Raw genomic sequence first — 15,657 nt, 5'->3', positions numbered from 1 at the left:
CCGGGAGCAAGTCCGTCTTTCACGGGCAACCGGGCCGAAAAGGAGTATGGAGGCGCCCATGAAGCACCGCGCCCCCAGGACCCTGACGGCCCTCCTTCTCCTCTGGACCGCCCTGGTAGGTCTGCCTGCCGTGGCGCTCAACCCCGGCCTGGGGCAGGTCCCCCAGGACCTCGACCGGCAGTCCCCCCGGGCGACCGCGCAGGGGTTCCTGGACGCGGTGCATCGCGGCGACTACCCCCGGGCCGCCCACCACCTCTACCTGGACTTCCTGCCGGCCTCCGAACAGGCCACGAAGGGGCCCCAGCTGGCGCGCCGGCTGAAGTTCGTCCTGGACCGCGAGCTGTCCATCGACATGTCGGCGCTGTCCAAGACGCCGGAGGCGGACGCCGCCAACGCGCGCTTCGACTCGCTGGGCGCCATCGCGCTCAAGGGTGAGAGCGTGCCCATCCGCCTGCAGCGGGTGACGGTGGACGGCACGCCCACCTGGGTGTTCGCGGAGGCCACCGTGAAGATGGTGGACCCGCTCTTCGATGAATACGGCCCGCTGCTCACGGAGACGCTGCCGTCCTTCTTCTTCGACCGCACGTTCGTGGGCCTGGAGCCGTGGCAGTGGCTGGGCCTGGTGGTGACGCTGCTGGGCGCGTGGATCCTCTCGTACCTCTTGGAGAAGCTGCTGCTGGCCACCGCGATGCGCGTGGCGCGCTGGACGAACATCAGCTGGGACGACCAGCTGGTCGGCGCGGGCCGGGGGCCCCTGCGGCTGCCGTTCTTCTCCGGCCTGCTGGCGCTGGGCACGTCGTTCCTGCTGCTGCCCCCGAAGCTGCGGCTCTTGAGCGAGCGGGTGAGCTACTCGCTCGTCATCATCGCGGTGGCGTGGTTCATCCTGCGCTTCCTGCGGGTGTCGGAGGCGTTCGTCCAGAGCCGCGTCGCCAGCGAGGCGGGCAACAAGCCTCGCGCGCGCTCGCTGCGCACCCAGCTGGCCGTGCTGCGCGCCGTGTTCGAGGTGGCCACCTACGTCATCGCCGCCGCGCTGCTCCTCATGCAGTTCGAGGTGGTGCGCAACGTCGGCGTGTCGCTGCTCGCCTCCGCCGGTATCGCGGGCCTTGTCATCGGTCTTGCCGCGCAGAAGTCCATCTCCACGCTGCTCGCCGGCATCCAGCTGTCCATCACCCAGCCGGTGAGCATTGGCGACCAGGTGCTGGTGGAGAACGAGTTCGGCACCGTGGAGGAGATCACCCTCACCTACGTGGTGCTGCGCATCTGGGATCAACGCCGGATGGTGATTCCCATCACCCAGTTCCTGGACAAGCCGTTCCAGAACTGGAGCAAGGGCTCCCCGGAGATGATGGGCACCGTCATCCTCCAGGTGGACTACATGGCGGACATCGACGCCTTGCGCGCTGAACTGGACCGCATCCTGGCCAACGAGGGCAAGAACCTGTGGGATGGCCGGGTGAAGACGCTGGTCGTCTTCGACGTGATGGACAAGACCCTCACCGTGCGGGCGCTGGTGAGCGCGGCCAACTCCGACAAGCTGGGCGATCTGCGCTTCCTCGTCCGGGAGCGGATGGTCCTCTTCCTGCGCGCCCGGCCCCAGTGGCTGCCCACGGTGCGCAGCGAATCCCGTCCCGCCCAGGGCCCGGCCTCCAAGGATGGCGAGTCGGCCACCGCGGGTGCCCCGGAGCCCCGGGCCTGACTTGAGGGCGCCTGGAAGAACAGGCGCTTGCACGGATGTTCGCCGCGCGTTGAATATGTCGGCCGGCGCGACGTCCATCGCGCAAGAGCAATCGCACCCACGCTTGGGGAGTCCAACAGATGAAGCGTCCTGTCACGTTGTGCGGAGCCCTGGCGCTCCTGGCCGTCGCCGCGCCGCTGTCCGCGGGCGCCCAGGAGCGTGACGGTCGCACCGACGGGCCCGAGGAGTCGGAGTACGGCAAGGGCGGCTACGGCGACAACCGCCGGGGCGTGTCGCTCCAGTTCGACTGGGGCGCGGCCATCAACTCCCAGCAGAACCCCGCGGGCGCGCCGGACGGCCCGCCGCTGTTCGTGGGCGCCACCGTCTCCCTCTGGGGGGATGACTGGTACCGCCTGGACGCCAGCGGCGCCTACGTCTTCGACGGCGGCCGGTTCATCGGCAACGTGGGCCCCACCTTCCGCACCTGGGGCTGGCCGGTGTCCTTCACCGCCGGCATCAAGGCGGGCGCCATCGTCATCCCGGAGGGCGAGGGCCTGCGCTTCGCCCTGTCGCCGCAGATTGGCGCGGAGATGCTCCTGGGCCGCCGCGACCGCGTGCTCATGGGCCTGCACTACTCGCCGGACATCCCCATCGGGGGAGGAGGAGTGACGAACCGGTTGTTCATGAACATCGGATACCGGTTCTGACCGCCATGATCGCCCAACTGCTCGCCGCCGCCGTCGCGCTGACCGCCGCCCAGGCGCCCCGCGTCGCCCCGCCTCCCGTGGCCCTGCCGTTCCCCACCGGGGACGTGCAGACCTACAACATCATCAACTGGGACCCGAACCAGCTGCCGCGCATCTACGAGCGGTCGGACCAGCTGCCCCTCACCGACGACGAGCTGACCAAGCTGTCCCAGGCCGGCTTCGAACCCGCGCAGCTCGTGAAGATGATTGAAGAGCGCCGCTGCGCGTGTGACGCGAGCGCGGACGGCCTCATCCGCCTGAAGAAGGCGGGCGTGGACAAGACGGTCATCGCCGCGGTGTCGCGCCAGGGGCTCGCGCCCAACCGCGAGCTGAACCTGCTGGTGACGCTGGACTTCACCGGGGAGGGCCGCACCGCGCGCGAGGCGTTCCTGTACTTCTTCGTGGACGACGGGGACATCACCCGCGTGTTCTCCGCGAACCTCCCGGAGCTGCTCCAGCGCCGCAACACCCATGAGACGATGGTGGACCGCAGCGACATCGTGATTGCCCGCACGGTGCGCCGCATCCAGCTGGCCGGCCGCGTGCCGCTGAAGACCTACGGCGCGCACCGCGTGCTGGTGGCCGCCAGCGCCAGCCCCACGCTCACGCACCCCTCGCAGCTCACCGCGCAGGAGCGCTCGAAGGCGCAGACGTACTCCTTCGACTATCCGCGCAGCTCGCTGCAGAGCCTCTGCCGGCTCACGGCCGGTTACCGCCGCGACGCGGTGCTTGCCTACAAGTGGAACTTCGAAGGCAGCCGCTTCGAATGCGAATGGAACTAGGAGTCAACCCGACCATGAACACCCGCCGCCTGTTGCTGTCCGCCCTCGTCGCCGTGTCGCTCGTCGGCTGCGGTGGTCCGCGCGCCTTCACGCGTGGCACCTACGAGGACCCCAACACCATCGAGATGCTGGGGGACCGTTTCAACGAGAACGACCTGCAGCTCATCGCCAAGAAGATGGCCGAGTCGCTGGCCACCTCGCCGCGCTTCGCCCAGCCTCCGCCCCAGGGCTCGCCCCTGCCCATCGTCCTCGTGGGCAAGCTGCGCAACAGCACCAGTGAGCACATCGACATGCGCTCGCTGGGGGACAAGATCCAGACGGCGCTCGCGCAGACGGGCCGCTTCGCGCTGGTGGACCAGCAGGCCCGCCAGGACATCGCGGAGGAGTACGAGTACCAGCAGTCCGGCTACGTGAGCCCTGACGCCGCCAAGGCCCCGGGCCAGCAGGCGTCGGTGGACTTCCTGATGACGGGCGACCTCGCCTCCATCATCCAGGAGGTCGGCCGCGACAAGCTCGTCTATTACAAGATGACGGCGAAGCTGAACGACGTGCGCTCGGGCACCATCGCCTGGACGGATGAGAAGCAGATCCGCAAGAAGTTCGAGAAGCAGGGCGTGAGCTGGTAGTCGCCTCCGTGTCCAACCCGTCCGACATCGCCTCGCGGGCCCCACGCGCTTCCGTCCGTTTGACGGGAGTGCGCTGGGGCCTGCTGTTCATCACCGCCCTGGGCCTGCTGAGCGGCTGCGCCAGCGACTACGTGGCGCGCACCGCGTCCGCGCGCGCGGCGTACCAGTCCTCCGACTATCCACGCGCCCTCCAGGAGCTGGACGGCGAGCAGAAGAACGCCCCCCAGCGCGACCAGCTCCTGCTGCTGCTCGACAAGGGCATGGTCCTGCACGCGGCCGGGCAGTGGGAGGTGAGCACGAAGGTCCTGGCGGAGGCGGACCGGCTCGTGGGGGAGCTGGACATCACCTCCGTGAGCGAGGAGGCCGGGGTGCTGCTCAGCAACGAGCGCCGGCGTGCCTACCGGGGAGAGGACTTCGAGAAGCTGATGATCTCCGTCCTCCAGGCGCTCAACTACGCGCAGCTGGGCCGGGACGAGGACGCGCTCGTGGAGGTCCGCCGCGTCAACGAGCGCATCGAGAAGATGATCACCGACGAGAAGAAGCCGTACGAACAGCTCGCCATCGCCCGCTACCTGGGCGGCGTGCTGTACGAGGACCAGCGGGAATGGGACTCGGCCTTCATCGACTACATGAAGGCGTACGAACTGGAGCCCCGGCTGGACGGGCTGGTGGAGCCCCTGCTGCGGCTGGCGAAGAAGACGGGCCGCGATGACGCCTACGCCATGCTGTCCCAGAAGTTCCCGGACGTGGCGCACAATGCGCTGGCGCCGGGGGACGGGCAGCTCGTGGTGGTGGTGGAGGCAGGCCTGTCGCCGGAGAAGATGTCCACGTCGCGCGACTACAACGACTCCGGGGAGCTCATCTCCGTGCCCGTGTACCGCGACCGGGGAGGCACACCGCCGGTGCGCGTGGCGGTGGAGGGCCAGTCGGAGCGGGCGGTGACGGTGACGTCGCTGGCGCGGGTGGCCCAGGTGCACCTGAACGACCGCATCGGCCGCATGCTGGCGAAGCAGCTCGCGGGGGCCGTGGCCAAGGCGGGCGTGGCCGCGGGCGTGGGCGCGCTGGCGAAGAGCAAGGAGCTGGGCGTGCTCACCTTCCTGCTGCTCAACGCCGGCAACCAGCCCGACCTGCGCTCCTGGCTGTCACTGCCAGCGGAGTTCCAGGTGGCGCGCTTCCGGCTTCCTCCGGGAAAACACACCGTCCAGGTGGATGCGCCGGGCCGTCCGACGACCCACTTCGTGGAGGTGAAGCCGGGCCGGGTGTCGGTGCTGGTGGTGCGAAGCTATTGAACGCCGCGATTTGGGGTTAGGGTGCGCGCCCCATGTCGTCGGTCGTGGCCGAAGTCCTTCTCTATTCCTGCATCGTCGTGGTGAGCGCGCTGGCCGGCGCGGCGGTGGTCGTCTTCAACGAGCGCTCCACGCGGCTGGTGACCTTCCTCGCCTTCGCGGCGGGGGTGATGTTCGGCGCGGCCTTCTTCCACATGCTCCCGGAGGCGTACGAGGGCGGCGGGTGGTGGGCCTTCGCGCTCGTCCCGCTGGGCTTCCTCTTCGTGCTGGTGCTGGAGCGCTACCTCGTCGCCCACACCTGTGAAGAGCCGCCGGACTGCGCCGAGCACGTGCACGGCCACGCGCTGGGCCTGAGCGCGTTCCTGGGCCTGTCCACGCACACGCTCTTCGACGGCATCGCGCTGGGCTCCTCCGTGAAGGAGGGCGTGGGCGCCATGGCGCTGCTGGCCATCACCGCGCACAAGATTCCCTCGTCCCTGTCGCTGGCGTCCATCCTCCAGGCGGAGGGCAAGAAGCGCCGCACCATCCTCGCGTACACGGCGCTGTATGGCGCCATGGTGCCGGTGGGGGCGCTGCTCTACTTCGGCTTCGACGCCGTCCTGCGCTTCGAATCGCTGGCGCCCAAGGCGCTGGCCTTCTCCGCGGGCACCTTCCTCTACATCGCCGTGTCGGACCTGCTGCCGCACGTGAACAAGCACGGGCGGGACAAGCCCGGACGCAACCTGGTGGCACTGGCAGCCGGGTTGCTGGTGATGTTCGTGCTGGCGCGCCTCTTCGGGCACACGGAGCACTGACGCACCATGGAACGACGCAAGGAGTGGTACGACCATCCGGAGTACTACGAGGCCATCTTCGGCACGGACACCGTGCGCGAGGCGGACTTCCTCCAGGCGCTGAGCCAGCGCTACGGCACCGGTGGCAAGCAGTGGCTGGAGCCCGCGTGTGGCGCGGGCCGGCTGGTGGAGGAGGCCGCGCGCCGGGGCCTGCGCGTCGCGGGCTATGACTTGTCGGAGGCCATGCTCGCGCACGCGCGCAAGCGCCTCACCCCCGCTGAGCGCCGCCGCGTGAAGCTGTCGCGGGCGCGCATGGAGGACTTCTTCGACCCCGCGCTGGAAGGCCGCGTGGACCTGGCCCACACGCTGGTCTCCACCTTCCGCTACCTGGACAGCGAGAAGGCCACCGTGGAGCACCTGGTGGGCACCCGGCGGCTGCTCAAGCCGGACGGCATCTACGTGCTGGGCTTCCACCTCACCGACTACGCGCGCTCCGCCCCGGAGCATGAGCGCTGGGTGGGGCAGGTGGGCCCGGACAAGGTCGTGTGCAACACGCACGAGGGCCTTCCGGAGAAGCGCCTGCGCCGCTCGCCCATGCGCAACCGGCTGCGCGTCACCGGCCCTGACAAGGACTGGCTCATTGAGACGACGTGGTACTTCCGCACGTACGACGAGGCCCAGGTGAAGCGCCTGTTCCGCAAGGCGGGCCTGCGCGTCGCCGCCACGTTCACCTTCGACTACGACCTGGAAGCGCCGGTGGGACGCGGCAGCAACCGGTTGGACCGGGTCTTCGTCCTCCAGCCGGACGCTTCCGCCACTCCCTGACACGCGCACCGCCCTGACGGACAGGGTGCGGTGTCCTTCGGTGGATGGACGCGCGGGGGCAGGGCGTGGGGCGCGGGAGCCCGGGTGCTAGCGTCCCCGGGATGGAAGCCTCGCCGGTGCGGGAGACGGTGGCGCGCGCGGATGGCCGCGAGGTGCGGCTGCTCCTGGGCTTCGACTTCGCCGGCACCTTCGTCTTCGCGGTGGAGGGCGCCATCGCCGCCATCGCGGGTGGGTTGGATCCGCTGGGAATCCTGGTCCTGTCGTTCACCACGGCGCTGGGCGGCGGCATCCTGCGCGACCTGCTCATCGGCGCCATCCCGCCCAATGCCATCCGCGACCAGCGCTATGCCCTGGTCGCCTTCGCGGGCGGCGCGACGGTGCTCTTGCTCCACCGCTTCGTGACGTCCGTCCCCGCCGCGCTCCTCGTCACGCTGGACGCCGCGGGCCTGTCCCTGTTCGCCATCTCCGGGGCGCGCAAGGCGCTGGACTTCGGCCTGCGCCCGCTCATGGCCATCCTCATGGCCGCCATCACCGGCGCGGGCGGCGGCACCGTGCGCGACCTCTTCCTGGCCCACGTCCCCACCGTGCTGCGCGCGGACATCTACGCCGTGGCGGCGCTGGCCGGGGCGCTCGTCATGGTGGTGGGACAGCGTCTGGGGGGAGCCTCCCGGACCATGGCCTTCGTCGGCGGCGCGGCCTGCTTCGCCCTGCGCGTCATCAGCGTCTGGCGCGGCTGGAACCTGCCGCACCTCGCCACCCTGGGCGCGGGATGAACCCCGCTTCTTCGTTTGTAGAGCAAACAAGCGACGCGTCAGGGACGGGAGCTGACGCGTCTGCGTTCTGTTTGGACGCGTCCGCGTTCTGTCTGGACGCATCCAGGGCAGAGGGCTGCGCGGAACCTCTTGGAATCACGGTGGACACAGCGTTGGCATGACATCCGCATTAGCGTCCTGGCACACGCTGGCAACGGTGTGTACCGCATCCGAAAGCACCCGGAGCGCGGAAGGAGGGGCCGCTCCTTCCGCGCTCTCCATGCTTCATCTCCGATAGAGTCCGCGTCTGTTTTCGGGACGGCTTCGCCGCGGTCTGCGGTGGCGCGGCATCCTCACGGAGGCGAAGGGGATGCGAGACGAGTTGGCGCAGCTCATGGCTGCGCTCAGGGATTCCAGGGACTTCGAGTCTGCTGCGGCGGCGACGCTGCGCCGGATGCTGGCCTCGGCGGAGGCCGCGGTGGCGTCCAGCCGCTACGCGGGTCGGGCCCGGGTCCTGCGCGGCATCGTCCACCTGCGTCCCGGAGAAGCGTACCGCCGTCTGGCGGCGCTGGACGTGGGCGCGAAGGAGACGACGGACGCGGGTGTCGGGACGCCCTTCTTCACCTCCGCCACGGCGTGGCGCGCGGTGGTGGAGCACCGCTGCGCGGTGTCCATCGACGTGAACATCGGCACGGTGCAGCCGCACGCGCCGGACGCGCCCGTGACGGGAGACCCGGGGCTCGCGGGCTTCCACAGCAACGAAAGCAAGCAGCGCTTCCTGGGCCGTCATGCGACGCACGTGTGCGTGCTGCCCCTGCGCACGCCCGCGGGCATGGAGGGCATGATTTCGCTGGAGGCCGAGTGTCTGGCCGCGATGGGCCAGGAGTTCGTCTGGCGCGACGCCGGGGACGTGCTCCAGCTCTTCACGGACGTCGCGGCGCCGTACCTCACCGCGCTGCCGCAGCGGCCGGTGGCCACGCCGGAGGTGGACGAATTCCTCCCCGTGGTGGGCCGCTCCATGGCGGAGCTTCTGCCCATCCTCAAGGTGTTCGCGCTGCAGGATGAGACCATCCTCGTCAGCGGCGCCACGGGCGCGGGCAAGTCGCGGCTGGCGCGCTGGTGCCATGAGCGCTCCAACCGCCGGGGCAAGCCCTTCGAGACGCTGGACCTGGTGACGGTGCCGGAGGACCTCCAGATGGCGGAGCTCTTCGGCTGGAAGAAGGGCGCCTTCACCGGCGCGACGCGCGACGCGCCGGGCGTGGTGGCGCGCTCGGATGGCGGCACGCTGTTCATCGACGAAATCGACAAGCTGTCGCTGAAGGCGCAGGCGGGCCTGCTGCACCTCTTGGAGTCGCGCAGCTACCGGCCGCTGGGCGAGGGCACTGGCGAGAAGCTCGCGGACGTGCGCTTCATCATCGGCACCAACGCGGACCTGCACGCGCAGGTGCGGGCCGGCCGCTTCCGCGAGGACCTGTACTACCGCGTGAACGTGCTGCCGGTGCGCATGCCGCCCCTGCAGGACCGCAACGACGAGATTCCCCTCTGGGCGCGGTACATGGTGAACCGCCGCCACCGCGAGCGGCTGCCGGACGGCTCCGCGCGACTGGCGCCGGAGGCGGAGCACCTGCTGGTGACAAGCTCCTGGCCGGGCAACCTGCGGCAGCTCGACAACATCGTGCGGCGCGCCTACACGCTGGCGATGGTGGAGCACGCCGCGGCCGCGGGCGACCTCGTGTTGCAGGAGAAGCACGTGGCGCGGGCGCTGGACTACGAGCAGGCACCGGGCGGACGTCCGCTGCCGGAGGCCCTGCGCGCCGCCGCGCAGGCGTTCGTGGGCGAGGCACGCCGCCGGGGCGGGCCGCTGGACCTGGACCTCGCGGACGGCTTCCGGGGACTGGTGCTGGGGCTGGCCATCCGGCAGGTGGGCCGCGACGAGGCCTTCCGCCTGCTGGGCCGCGAGAGCCTGGTGAAGAACCGCAACCACCACAAGGCGCTCAAGCGCGAATTGGAGAAGGTGGACGCGCTCTACAAGGCGCTGGGCGAGGACGGCTCGCCGTTCTCCGACCTGCTCGAAGGCGAAGAGGCCGCGTGAGGCGGGCCGCCGCGCCCCGGACGCACCGGGGCGCAGCGCGGGTGACTCACTGCACGGCCTTGCCCAGCGGCTGGTAGTTCTCGTCGCGCAGGCCCACGAGCACGCTGGTGCCGTTGTCCGTCACGCGCAGCTCGCCGTAGCGTGCATTGGCATAGCGGTCCGCGTGGCCCTCCTGGAAGAAGAAGGCCTCCGCGCCCAGGCGCATGCGCGAGTTCCGGAGGCGGAAGCGCAGGCGCAGCTCGTCCGGCGCGAGCGTGGTGCCCGGCGTTTCGTAGCGCACGAACTGGCCCACGCCGTGCTCGTCCAGGCGCAGCACCACGTTGCCATCCTCCTGGGGCCGCTCGTTGCCCTCGCGCCATGTCTGGCTGATGGCGTAGTCGAGCACCATGTAATCGCCCTGGATGAGCGAGCGCGGATCCACCGGCGCCAGCCGCAGCAACACCGGCCGGCCCCGGGCCAGCACGGTCTCCTTCTGCACGACGAGGACGGCCGTGGCGACGAGCACCAGCGCGAGCCCTCCGAAGATGACGACGCCGCGTTTCATCGAGCCTCCGCGAGCACGGCGGGAGCCCGCCGCTGGAAGAACTGCCGCACGCCCAGCAGCACCAGCCCGCTGCCCACCAGCGCGAGCGCCTTGGCGAGCAGGGTGAGCCGCAGGTCGTAGTAGTAGAACGAGCCGAACGTCAGCAGGAACGCCACCGCCAGCCCCAGCATCACGCGGCTGCGGCGGTGGAAGCCGAGCGTCAGCATCAGGCCCGCGACGAGCAGGCCCGGCGTGCTCAGCGTCATCCCCGTGAGCAGCACCAGCGCGAGGACGGCCGGAAGCCAGACGCCCCGGTCCTTGTCCAGGCCCTGCTCGCGCAGCACCTGCCACCCCGTCCACAGCGCGATGAGCGCCAGCGGCACGGTCAGCGCCACGGGCGGCAGGAAGTCACCCCGGAACAGGTAGTGGAAGCCGTCCTGCATGCCGACGAGGTTGCGGAACAGCAGCCAGCCGGGCACCGCGCACGCGAGCGCGAAGGCCATGGGGCCCACGCGGTCACCCAGCGCCCCCTTGCGCAGCCGGGGCTCGAAGATGAGCAGGCCGCAGAGGGCCGCCGAGCCCAGCACCACGCACAGGTCCACGCCCATGCCGCTCAGCGCCTTCTCCGCCAGGAAGCCCAGGGACAGGCAGATGCCCAGGGTGGCCAGGAAGTAGAGGACGACGTCGGGGAAGTACGCGAGCATCAGGGCGCCCAGGCCCACCGCCGTGAGCGCGACGGTGACGTCGTTGTTCGCCCACTCCGCCACGGCGAACAGGATGGAGCCCGCGCCCGCCAGACACGTGGACAGCCCGAGCTGCTCCATGAAGGGCCCCTCCAGCTCTCGCCGCAGGTAGACGGACGCTCCGCACAGCACCACGCCCAACACGAGCAAGACGCCTTCCTCGTCCCACAGGCCGACGCAGGCGAAGAAGCTCATCAGGAAGCCGGCGGACATCCACGCACCCAGGCCGGACAGCGCCTTCACGAACCAGGGCGAGGCATTCATCGTCCGTTGCCGGACCTCCAGCGCCGTGCGGGCGCGTGCCTCCACCTCCGCGTCCACCTGGCCTTCGGCCACCAGTCCTCGCAGGACTTCCCGCATCGAGGGTCGCAGGGCCATGGTCAGGTCTCCTCCGTGACGCCGGTGGCGTGGGACTCGTGGCGCAGCCAGGTCACCGACAGCGCCATCTCACCGATGACCAGCGGGGTCATCACCAGCAGGACGATCTCCTCCGGCATGCTGGCCTTGATGAGGAAGTAGCCCACCGACGTGGTGACGAGCGTCATCGCGCACAGCGCGCCCACCGTGAGCAGGAACAGCTCGCCATGCAGGTGACGGTGCAGCGCGTAGATGCCGCCCAGCGCGGCGAGCAGCAGCAGCAGCGACAGGCCGGATTCGATGGAGCGGTCGGAGTCGCTGAGGATGAACAGCAGCGCCATGCCGAGCAGCGGCGTCACCGTCATGAGGGACAGCACGCGCGGCAGCCACCGCCCCTGGAGCCAGGGGACCTTGAGGTTGGCGAAGTGCTCGTACGTGGCCCAGGCGAAGCCGTTGAGCGCGCCGAGCAGCAGCGCCAGCAGGCCCTCGCGCGAACCCAGGCCGTCCATGCGCTGGCCCCAGAAGAGGATGACGCCGGTGTTGACGAGCACGAGCTGGAGCAGCCACAGCGGCGTGAAGCGCGCCAGCGCCACCCACGGCAGGATGAGCGCGCCCCAGCCGATGAACAGCTCATACGGATCCGCGCCCGTCTGGTACGTCTGCCCGTACACGGCGAGCAGCGGGCCCACGAGCACCGCGGACGCGAGCAGCGCGAACTGGCCCGCGGGCCGGTCCCCCAGCCGCCACGCACCCACCGCCGTCCCGGTGATGGCCAGGGCGATGAGGCCCAGCTTGGCGAAGCGTCCCAGCTCCGCCCAGTTGTAGGCGAAGAAGTACACCACGCCCGCCAGCACCAGCAGCGAGCCCAGGGCCATCAGGGTCATGGCCACGAACGCGTGCCACGCGGAGCGCGACGGCGAGGCGACGGCCAGGTTCAGCGCGCGCCCGTACGCGTCGGGGCTCAGGATTCGGGCGTCCGCCAGCGCGTGCAAGCGCTCCGGCGTCGCCTCCAGGTCGAGGAAGTCTTTCGTCACGGCGGGGGACTGTAGCCTGTTTGACGGATGGGCCGGGCGGATGGTGCCCGGCCCCTCCAGACAGAGTCGGTGCTACGGCGTGACGTCGGTGATTTCGTAGCGGTGGCTCGGTGGATAGATCCACCCGTTGGGGCCATTGCTGAAGGAACGCTCGAGCGCGAAGGAATACCGGCCGCTCGTGGTGGCCGTGAACCGTGCCCCTTCTCCATAGGTGGCCAGCTTCGAGCCCTGCTGCACGCCCTGGGCATCCGTCACCGTGGTGCCACAATAGACGGGGATGCCGGAGCCGGTAACGTCCTTCAAGAGATACACGTGGCCTGCAAGCAGGTCCGCAGCCAACACGTCGACGTCATTCCTGGAGCCGAAGGTGACGTCTACCCGCGCGGGCACCGTCACGACGGTGGCCTGTGCCGCGACGTCCCCATGGTCATCCGGACCCGCATCAACGACCTGGCACTCATACCGGGGGGAGTAGAGCGAGGGAACCTTCTGGTAGCCCCGGACGAGCAGGACGAGGTCCCCCCCACCGACATTCTTGACGGCGAGGTAGGGAATGCCAGTCCAGAAGATGTAGTCGAAAAAGTTGTGAGTGCCGAGCGATGTCCCATCCGGACGAATGATCTCCATGTCCGGATCCCTGCCGTCCTCCAGCGCCCAGCAGTTGGCTTTCAAGATGCGATCCGTGGGAACGGAGAACCTCCAGGCATCCACATCCGCGGAGGACTCCGTGAAGCCCTGGAATGTCGGCTCCGTGACCGACCGGCTGACGGCCTCGTCCGCGGAGCCGCCCGCGTCATCCACGGCCTCCGTGAAGAGATAGTGGAACGCGCCTGTGTCTTCGGGCACGGGTGACTGGAGTTCCATCACGACCGGTCCGTCCGCGGACGCCGTCCAGAAGACGGTGATCCGCCCCTTCCTCGACGGGGTGATGCCGGAGGACCGGGGCTCCCCCAGGGGCTCCAGCGACGTCGCATCCCGCAGTTGAGTCACGCACCCCCATCGTGTGACGCCGGGGATGGGGACGACGTCGCAGACGAAGCGGTAGAGCTGACCGGCCTTGACGGAGAGTTTCAAACGGACGGGCCCGGTCTCCGTGAACTCCACCTCTCCCTGGGCCCCCGGCTGCAACGCCGGTTCCTCGACTTCATCCTTGTCCTTGCCGCAAGCCCCCAGCGTCAGCGCCACGCCCAACAACACCCCGAGCGCCCAACCCCTACGGGACTTCAATTCCAAGCGTGTATGCATTTCCGTGTCTCCCCAACGCAGCCCGGCCGGCCCCCACGGGCAGACAATCGCTACGGCGTGACGTCGGTGATTTCGTATTGGTGGCTCACGGGATAGATCCAATTCGAGTGTTTGCCCAAGGTGCGCTCGAGCGCGAGGAAATACCGGCCGCTCGTGGGGGCCGTGAACCGGGCCCCTTCGCCGTTGGTGGCCAGCTTCGGGCCCTGCTGCACGCCCTGGGCATCCGTCACCGTGGTGCCACAATAGATGGGGATGTCGACGCTGATGAAGGTGGCGTCCTTGAAGAGATACACATGGCCCGCGATCAGGTCCGCGGCCAACACGTCGACGTCATTCCTGGAGCCGAAGGTGACGTCCACCCGCTCGGGCACTGTCACGACGGTTGCCTGCTCCGCGACGTCCCCATGGTCATCCAGGCCCGCATCGCTGACCCGACACGCGTATCGGGGGGCGTAGAACCAGGGCCCAGCGGGCCGGACGAGCAGGATGAGGTCCCCACCGCCGACGTTCTTGATGCCCATGAAGGGGAGGCCGTCGTTGATGGTATAGTCGTTGTAGTTATACGTGCCCAGGGACGTCCCATCCGGACGGATGATCTCCGTGTCCGGGTCGGTGCCGCTCTCCGTCGCCATGCACCTGACGCGCAAGATGTGATCCGCGGGAACGGAGAGGCGCCAGGCATCCACATCCGTGGGGAACTCCAGGAAGCCCTCGAACGATGTTCCCGTCTCCGTGACCGGCTGGTTGACGGCCTCGTCCACGGAGCCGCCCACGTCATCCGTGGCCTCCGTGAACTGGTACTTGAACTGTCCTGCCTCGCCTTCCGATACGCCGATGTTTGACTGGAGCTCCATCACGACCGGCCCGTCCGCGGACGCCGTCCAGAAGAGAGAGACCCACCACTTCAGCCGGATGTCGGTGCCCCGGGGCTCACCCACGGGCTCCATCGACTGCGCATCTCGCAATTGAAGCAGACACCCTGTCAGGGTGGCGGGTTCGCAGACGAAGCGGTAGCGCTGGCCGGCCTTGACGGAGAGTTTCAGGCGGACGGACTCGGGTGCCTTGAAATCCACCGCACCCTGCGCCCCCGGCTGTAGTCCCGGGTCCTCGACTTCGTCCTTGCCGCAAGCTCCCAGGGTCAGCGCCAGACCCAACAGCACGCCGAGCGCCCAACCCCTGCGGGCCTTCAACTCCAAGTGTGTATGCATTCCCGTGATTCCCCAACGCGGCCCGCCCGGCCCGAGCCGCCTGTGTCCGAGTATGCCATGTCTGGCTTTCGGAGGGTAAACCCTGGCGATGCTCATGGGGGCGACTGTCAGTCATTGTCCAGGAAGGCCTTCAGCTCTGGAAGCACGCGCTCGGGTCGTTCCAGGTGCGGACTGTGTCCACAGTCCACGCGCAGCACGCGGGCCTGGGGCAACCTCCGCGCGGCCTCGTCCGCCAGCGCGACGGGCAGAGTCTCCTCGCGCTCGCCCCAGACGAGCAGCACCGGCTGCTTCACTTCACCCAGCCGCTCCAGGCGGTGGAACACCGGGCCCGTCAGCGGCACCAGCGCGTTGAAGGCGTGCGCCGCCTCCGGCCGTCCGCCCCGCACCTCCAGCAGCTCGTACCCCAGGGCTCCCAACCGTTCCCCCAGCGGCGTCGGCGGCGGTGGCAGCATCCGCGCCATCGCCCACGGGCCCAGGTTGCGGGCCAGCCGCTCCGGCCCCGCGCGGAAGAAGAGGCGCGAGGCGCGCGTCATCTCCGGCCCCAGCCCCATCGCGTCCACCAGCGCCAGCCGCTCCACCTTCACCGTCCCGCGCAGCGCCAGCTCCAGCGCCACCAGTCCGCCCAGCGAGTGGCCGACCACCGCCACCGGCCCCGACTCCAGCATCCCCAGGGCCTCCTCCACCGGGTCGGTGAAGAACCGCACCGCGTCCTCCGCCGAACGCACGCGCAGCTCCGGGGCGGTGGACTGGCCGAAGCCGGGCAGGTCCAGGGCGAGGACGCGGTGGTGGCGGGCCAGGGCCGTCAGGTAGGGGAACCAGTGCGTCGCGGACTGGCTCCGCCCGTGCAGCCACACCACCGTCGAACGAGGCGCCTCCGGGGCGTCCGCCGGGGGGCCCCCCTCCAGGATCCGCACCGCGCCACCCCCGGGCAGCCAGTGGACCTGGGGCACCACGGCGGGGGCCAACTGGGCCAGGAGGGCTGTTTCCACG

The 15,657-nt window shown here is 69.6% G+C and carries 15 protein-coding genes; 9 read left to right on the top strand and 6 right to left on the bottom strand.

Going from position 1 to position 15,657, the window contains the following annotated elements:
- Positions 1–58 precede the first annotated feature (58 nt).
- The 9 genes from D7X74_RS13145 to D7X74_RS13105 all read left to right on the top strand — a co-directional run bounded on the left by D7X74_RS13145 (position 59) and on the right by D7X74_RS13105 (position 9,557).
- Positions 59–1,696, top strand: coding sequence for a mechanosensitive ion channel family protein (locus D7X74_RS13145; RefSeq protein WP_120533300.1), 1,638 nt, complete (start codon positions 59–61; stop codon positions 1,694–1,696).
- Positions 1,697–1,815: 119 nt separating this feature from the next.
- Positions 1,816–2,382 carry a hypothetical protein gene (locus tag D7X74_RS13140; RefSeq protein WP_120533288.1) on the top strand — a complete coding sequence of 189 codons (567 nt, stop codon included), beginning with the start codon at positions 1,816–1,818 and terminating at the stop codon, positions 2,380–2,382.
- Positions 2,383–2,387: 5 nt separating this feature from the next.
- Complete coding sequence (locus tag D7X74_RS13135) at positions 2,388–3,203, top strand: hypothetical protein (RefSeq protein ID WP_120533287.1); 816 nt, start codon at positions 2,388–2,390, stop codon at positions 3,201–3,203.
- A 14-nt stretch (positions 3,204–3,217) separates the two neighbouring features.
- Entirely contained in the window at positions 3,218–3,829 is a 612-nt protein-coding gene (gene lpoB, locus D7X74_RS13130; protein ID WP_120533286.1) for a penicillin-binding protein activator LpoB, read from the top strand.
- Positions 3,830–3,837: 8 nt separating this feature from the next.
- Complete coding sequence (locus D7X74_RS13125; RefSeq protein ID WP_199741817.1) at positions 3,838–5,118, top strand: COG3014 family protein; 1,281 nt, start codon at positions 3,838–3,840, stop codon at positions 5,116–5,118.
- 32 nt (positions 5,119–5,150) lie between these two features.
- Entirely contained in the window at positions 5,151–5,909 is a 759-nt protein-coding gene (locus D7X74_RS13120; RefSeq protein ID WP_120533285.1) for a ZIP family metal transporter, read from the top strand.
- Between the two features lie 6 nt (positions 5,910–5,915).
- Positions 5,916–6,713 carry a bifunctional 2-polyprenyl-6-hydroxyphenol methylase/3-demethylubiquinol 3-O-methyltransferase UbiG gene (locus D7X74_RS13115; protein WP_120533284.1) on the top strand — a complete coding sequence of 266 codons (798 nt, stop codon included), beginning with the start codon at positions 5,916–5,918 and terminating at the stop codon, positions 6,711–6,713.
- A gap of 101 nt (positions 6,714–6,814) precedes the next feature.
- On the top strand, positions 6,815–7,486 hold the full coding sequence (locus D7X74_RS13110; protein WP_120533283.1) for a trimeric intracellular cation channel family protein: 672 nt from the start codon (positions 6,815–6,817) through the stop codon (positions 7,484–7,486).
- 349 nt (positions 7,487–7,835) lie between these two features.
- The gene (locus D7X74_RS13105; protein ID WP_120533282.1) at positions 7,836–9,557 is read left to right on the top strand and encodes a sigma-54 dependent transcriptional regulator; all 1,722 of its coding nucleotides are present in this window, start codon (positions 7,836–7,838) and stop codon (positions 9,555–9,557) included.
- Positions 9,558–9,603: 46 nt separating this feature from the next.
- Here D7X74_RS13105 and D7X74_RS13100 read toward each other — a convergent pair whose 3' ends face one another.
- The 6 genes from D7X74_RS13100 to D7X74_RS13075 form a co-directional block, all read right to left on the bottom strand.
- The gene (locus D7X74_RS13100; protein ID WP_120533281.1) at positions 9,604–10,101 is read right to left on the bottom strand and encodes a GDYXXLXY domain-containing protein; all 498 of its coding nucleotides are present in this window, start codon (positions 10,099–10,101) and stop codon (positions 9,604–9,606) included.
- Positions 10,098–11,201 carry a DUF4401 domain-containing protein gene (locus D7X74_RS13095; protein ID WP_120533280.1) on the bottom strand — a complete coding sequence of 368 codons (1,104 nt, stop codon included), beginning with the start codon at positions 11,199–11,201 and terminating at the stop codon, positions 10,098–10,100. The genes D7X74_RS13100 and D7X74_RS13095 overlap by 4 nt, the downstream gene beginning before the upstream one ends.
- A gap of 2 nt (positions 11,202–11,203) precedes the next feature.
- A complete protein-coding gene (locus tag D7X74_RS13090) occupies positions 11,204–12,214 on the bottom strand; it encodes a DUF2157 domain-containing protein (RefSeq protein WP_120533279.1) in 1,011 nt (336 codons plus the stop codon).
- Positions 12,215–12,286: 72 nt separating this feature from the next.
- A complete protein-coding gene (locus D7X74_RS13085; protein WP_147446558.1) occupies positions 12,287–13,459 on the bottom strand; it encodes a hypothetical protein in 1,173 nt (390 codons plus the stop codon).
- 50 nt (positions 13,460–13,509) lie between these two features.
- The gene (locus D7X74_RS13080) at positions 13,510–14,667 is read right to left on the bottom strand and encodes a hypothetical protein (RefSeq protein ID WP_147446557.1); all 1,158 of its coding nucleotides are present in this window, start codon (positions 14,665–14,667) and stop codon (positions 13,510–13,512) included.
- Between the two features lie 107 nt (positions 14,668–14,774).
- Positions 14,775–15,656: an alpha/beta fold hydrolase gene (locus D7X74_RS13075; RefSeq protein WP_120533276.1), complete on the bottom strand. Its 882-nt coding sequence runs from the start codon at positions 15,654–15,656 to the stop codon at positions 14,775–14,777.
- Position 15,657 lies beyond the last annotated feature (1 nt).

This window comes from Corallococcus sp. CA047B (genome assembly GCF_003612065.1).
Lineage (GTDB): Bacteria > Myxococcota > Myxococcia > Myxococcales > Myxococcaceae > Corallococcus > Corallococcus praedator.
The sequence above is the reverse complement of the archived record's forward strand: the minus strand, read 5'-3'. Positions and strand labels throughout refer to the sequence as shown.

Bases quoted from the DNA above. Each gene is read 5' to 3' on its own strand.
- D7X74_RS13100 (WP_120533281.1), bottom strand. From the start codon at position 10,101: ATGAAACGCGGCGTCGTCATCTTCGGAGGGCTCGCGCTGGTGCTCGTC.
- D7X74_RS13110 (WP_120533283.1), top strand. From the start codon at position 6,815: ATGGAAGCCTCGCCGGTGCGGGAGACGGTGGCGCGCGCGGATGGCCGC.
- D7X74_RS13135 (WP_120533287.1), top strand. From the start codon at position 2,388: ATGATCGCCCAACTGCTCGCCGCCGCCGTCGCGCTGACCGCCGCCCAG.
- D7X74_RS13095 (WP_120533280.1), bottom strand. From the start codon at position 11,201: ATGGCCCTGCGACCCTCGATGCGGGAAGTCCTGCGAGGACTGGTGGCC.
- D7X74_RS13115 (WP_120533284.1), top strand. From the start codon at position 5,916: ATGGAACGACGCAAGGAGTGGTACGACCATCCGGAGTACTACGAGGCC.
- D7X74_RS13145 (WP_120533300.1), top strand. From the start codon at position 59: ATGAAGCACCGCGCCCCCAGGACCCTGACGGCCCTCCTTCTCCTCTGG.
- D7X74_RS13085 (WP_147446558.1), bottom strand. From the start codon at position 13,459: ATGCATACACGCTTGGAATTGAAGTCCCGTAGGGGTTGGGCGCTCGGG.
- lpoB (WP_120533286.1), top strand. From the start codon at position 3,218: ATGAACACCCGCCGCCTGTTGCTGTCCGCCCTCGTCGCCGTGTCGCTC.
- D7X74_RS13120 (WP_120533285.1), top strand. From the start codon at position 5,151: ATGTCGTCGGTCGTGGCCGAAGTCCTTCTCTATTCCTGCATCGTCGTG.
- D7X74_RS13080 (WP_147446557.1), bottom strand. From the start codon at position 14,667: ATGCATACACACTTGGAGTTGAAGGCCCGCAGGGGTTGGGCGCTCGGC.
- D7X74_RS13140 (WP_120533288.1), top strand. From the start codon at position 1,816: ATGAAGCGTCCTGTCACGTTGTGCGGAGCCCTGGCGCTCCTGGCCGTC.
- D7X74_RS13105 (WP_120533282.1), top strand. From the start codon at position 7,836: ATGCGAGACGAGTTGGCGCAGCTCATGGCTGCGCTCAGGGATTCCAGG.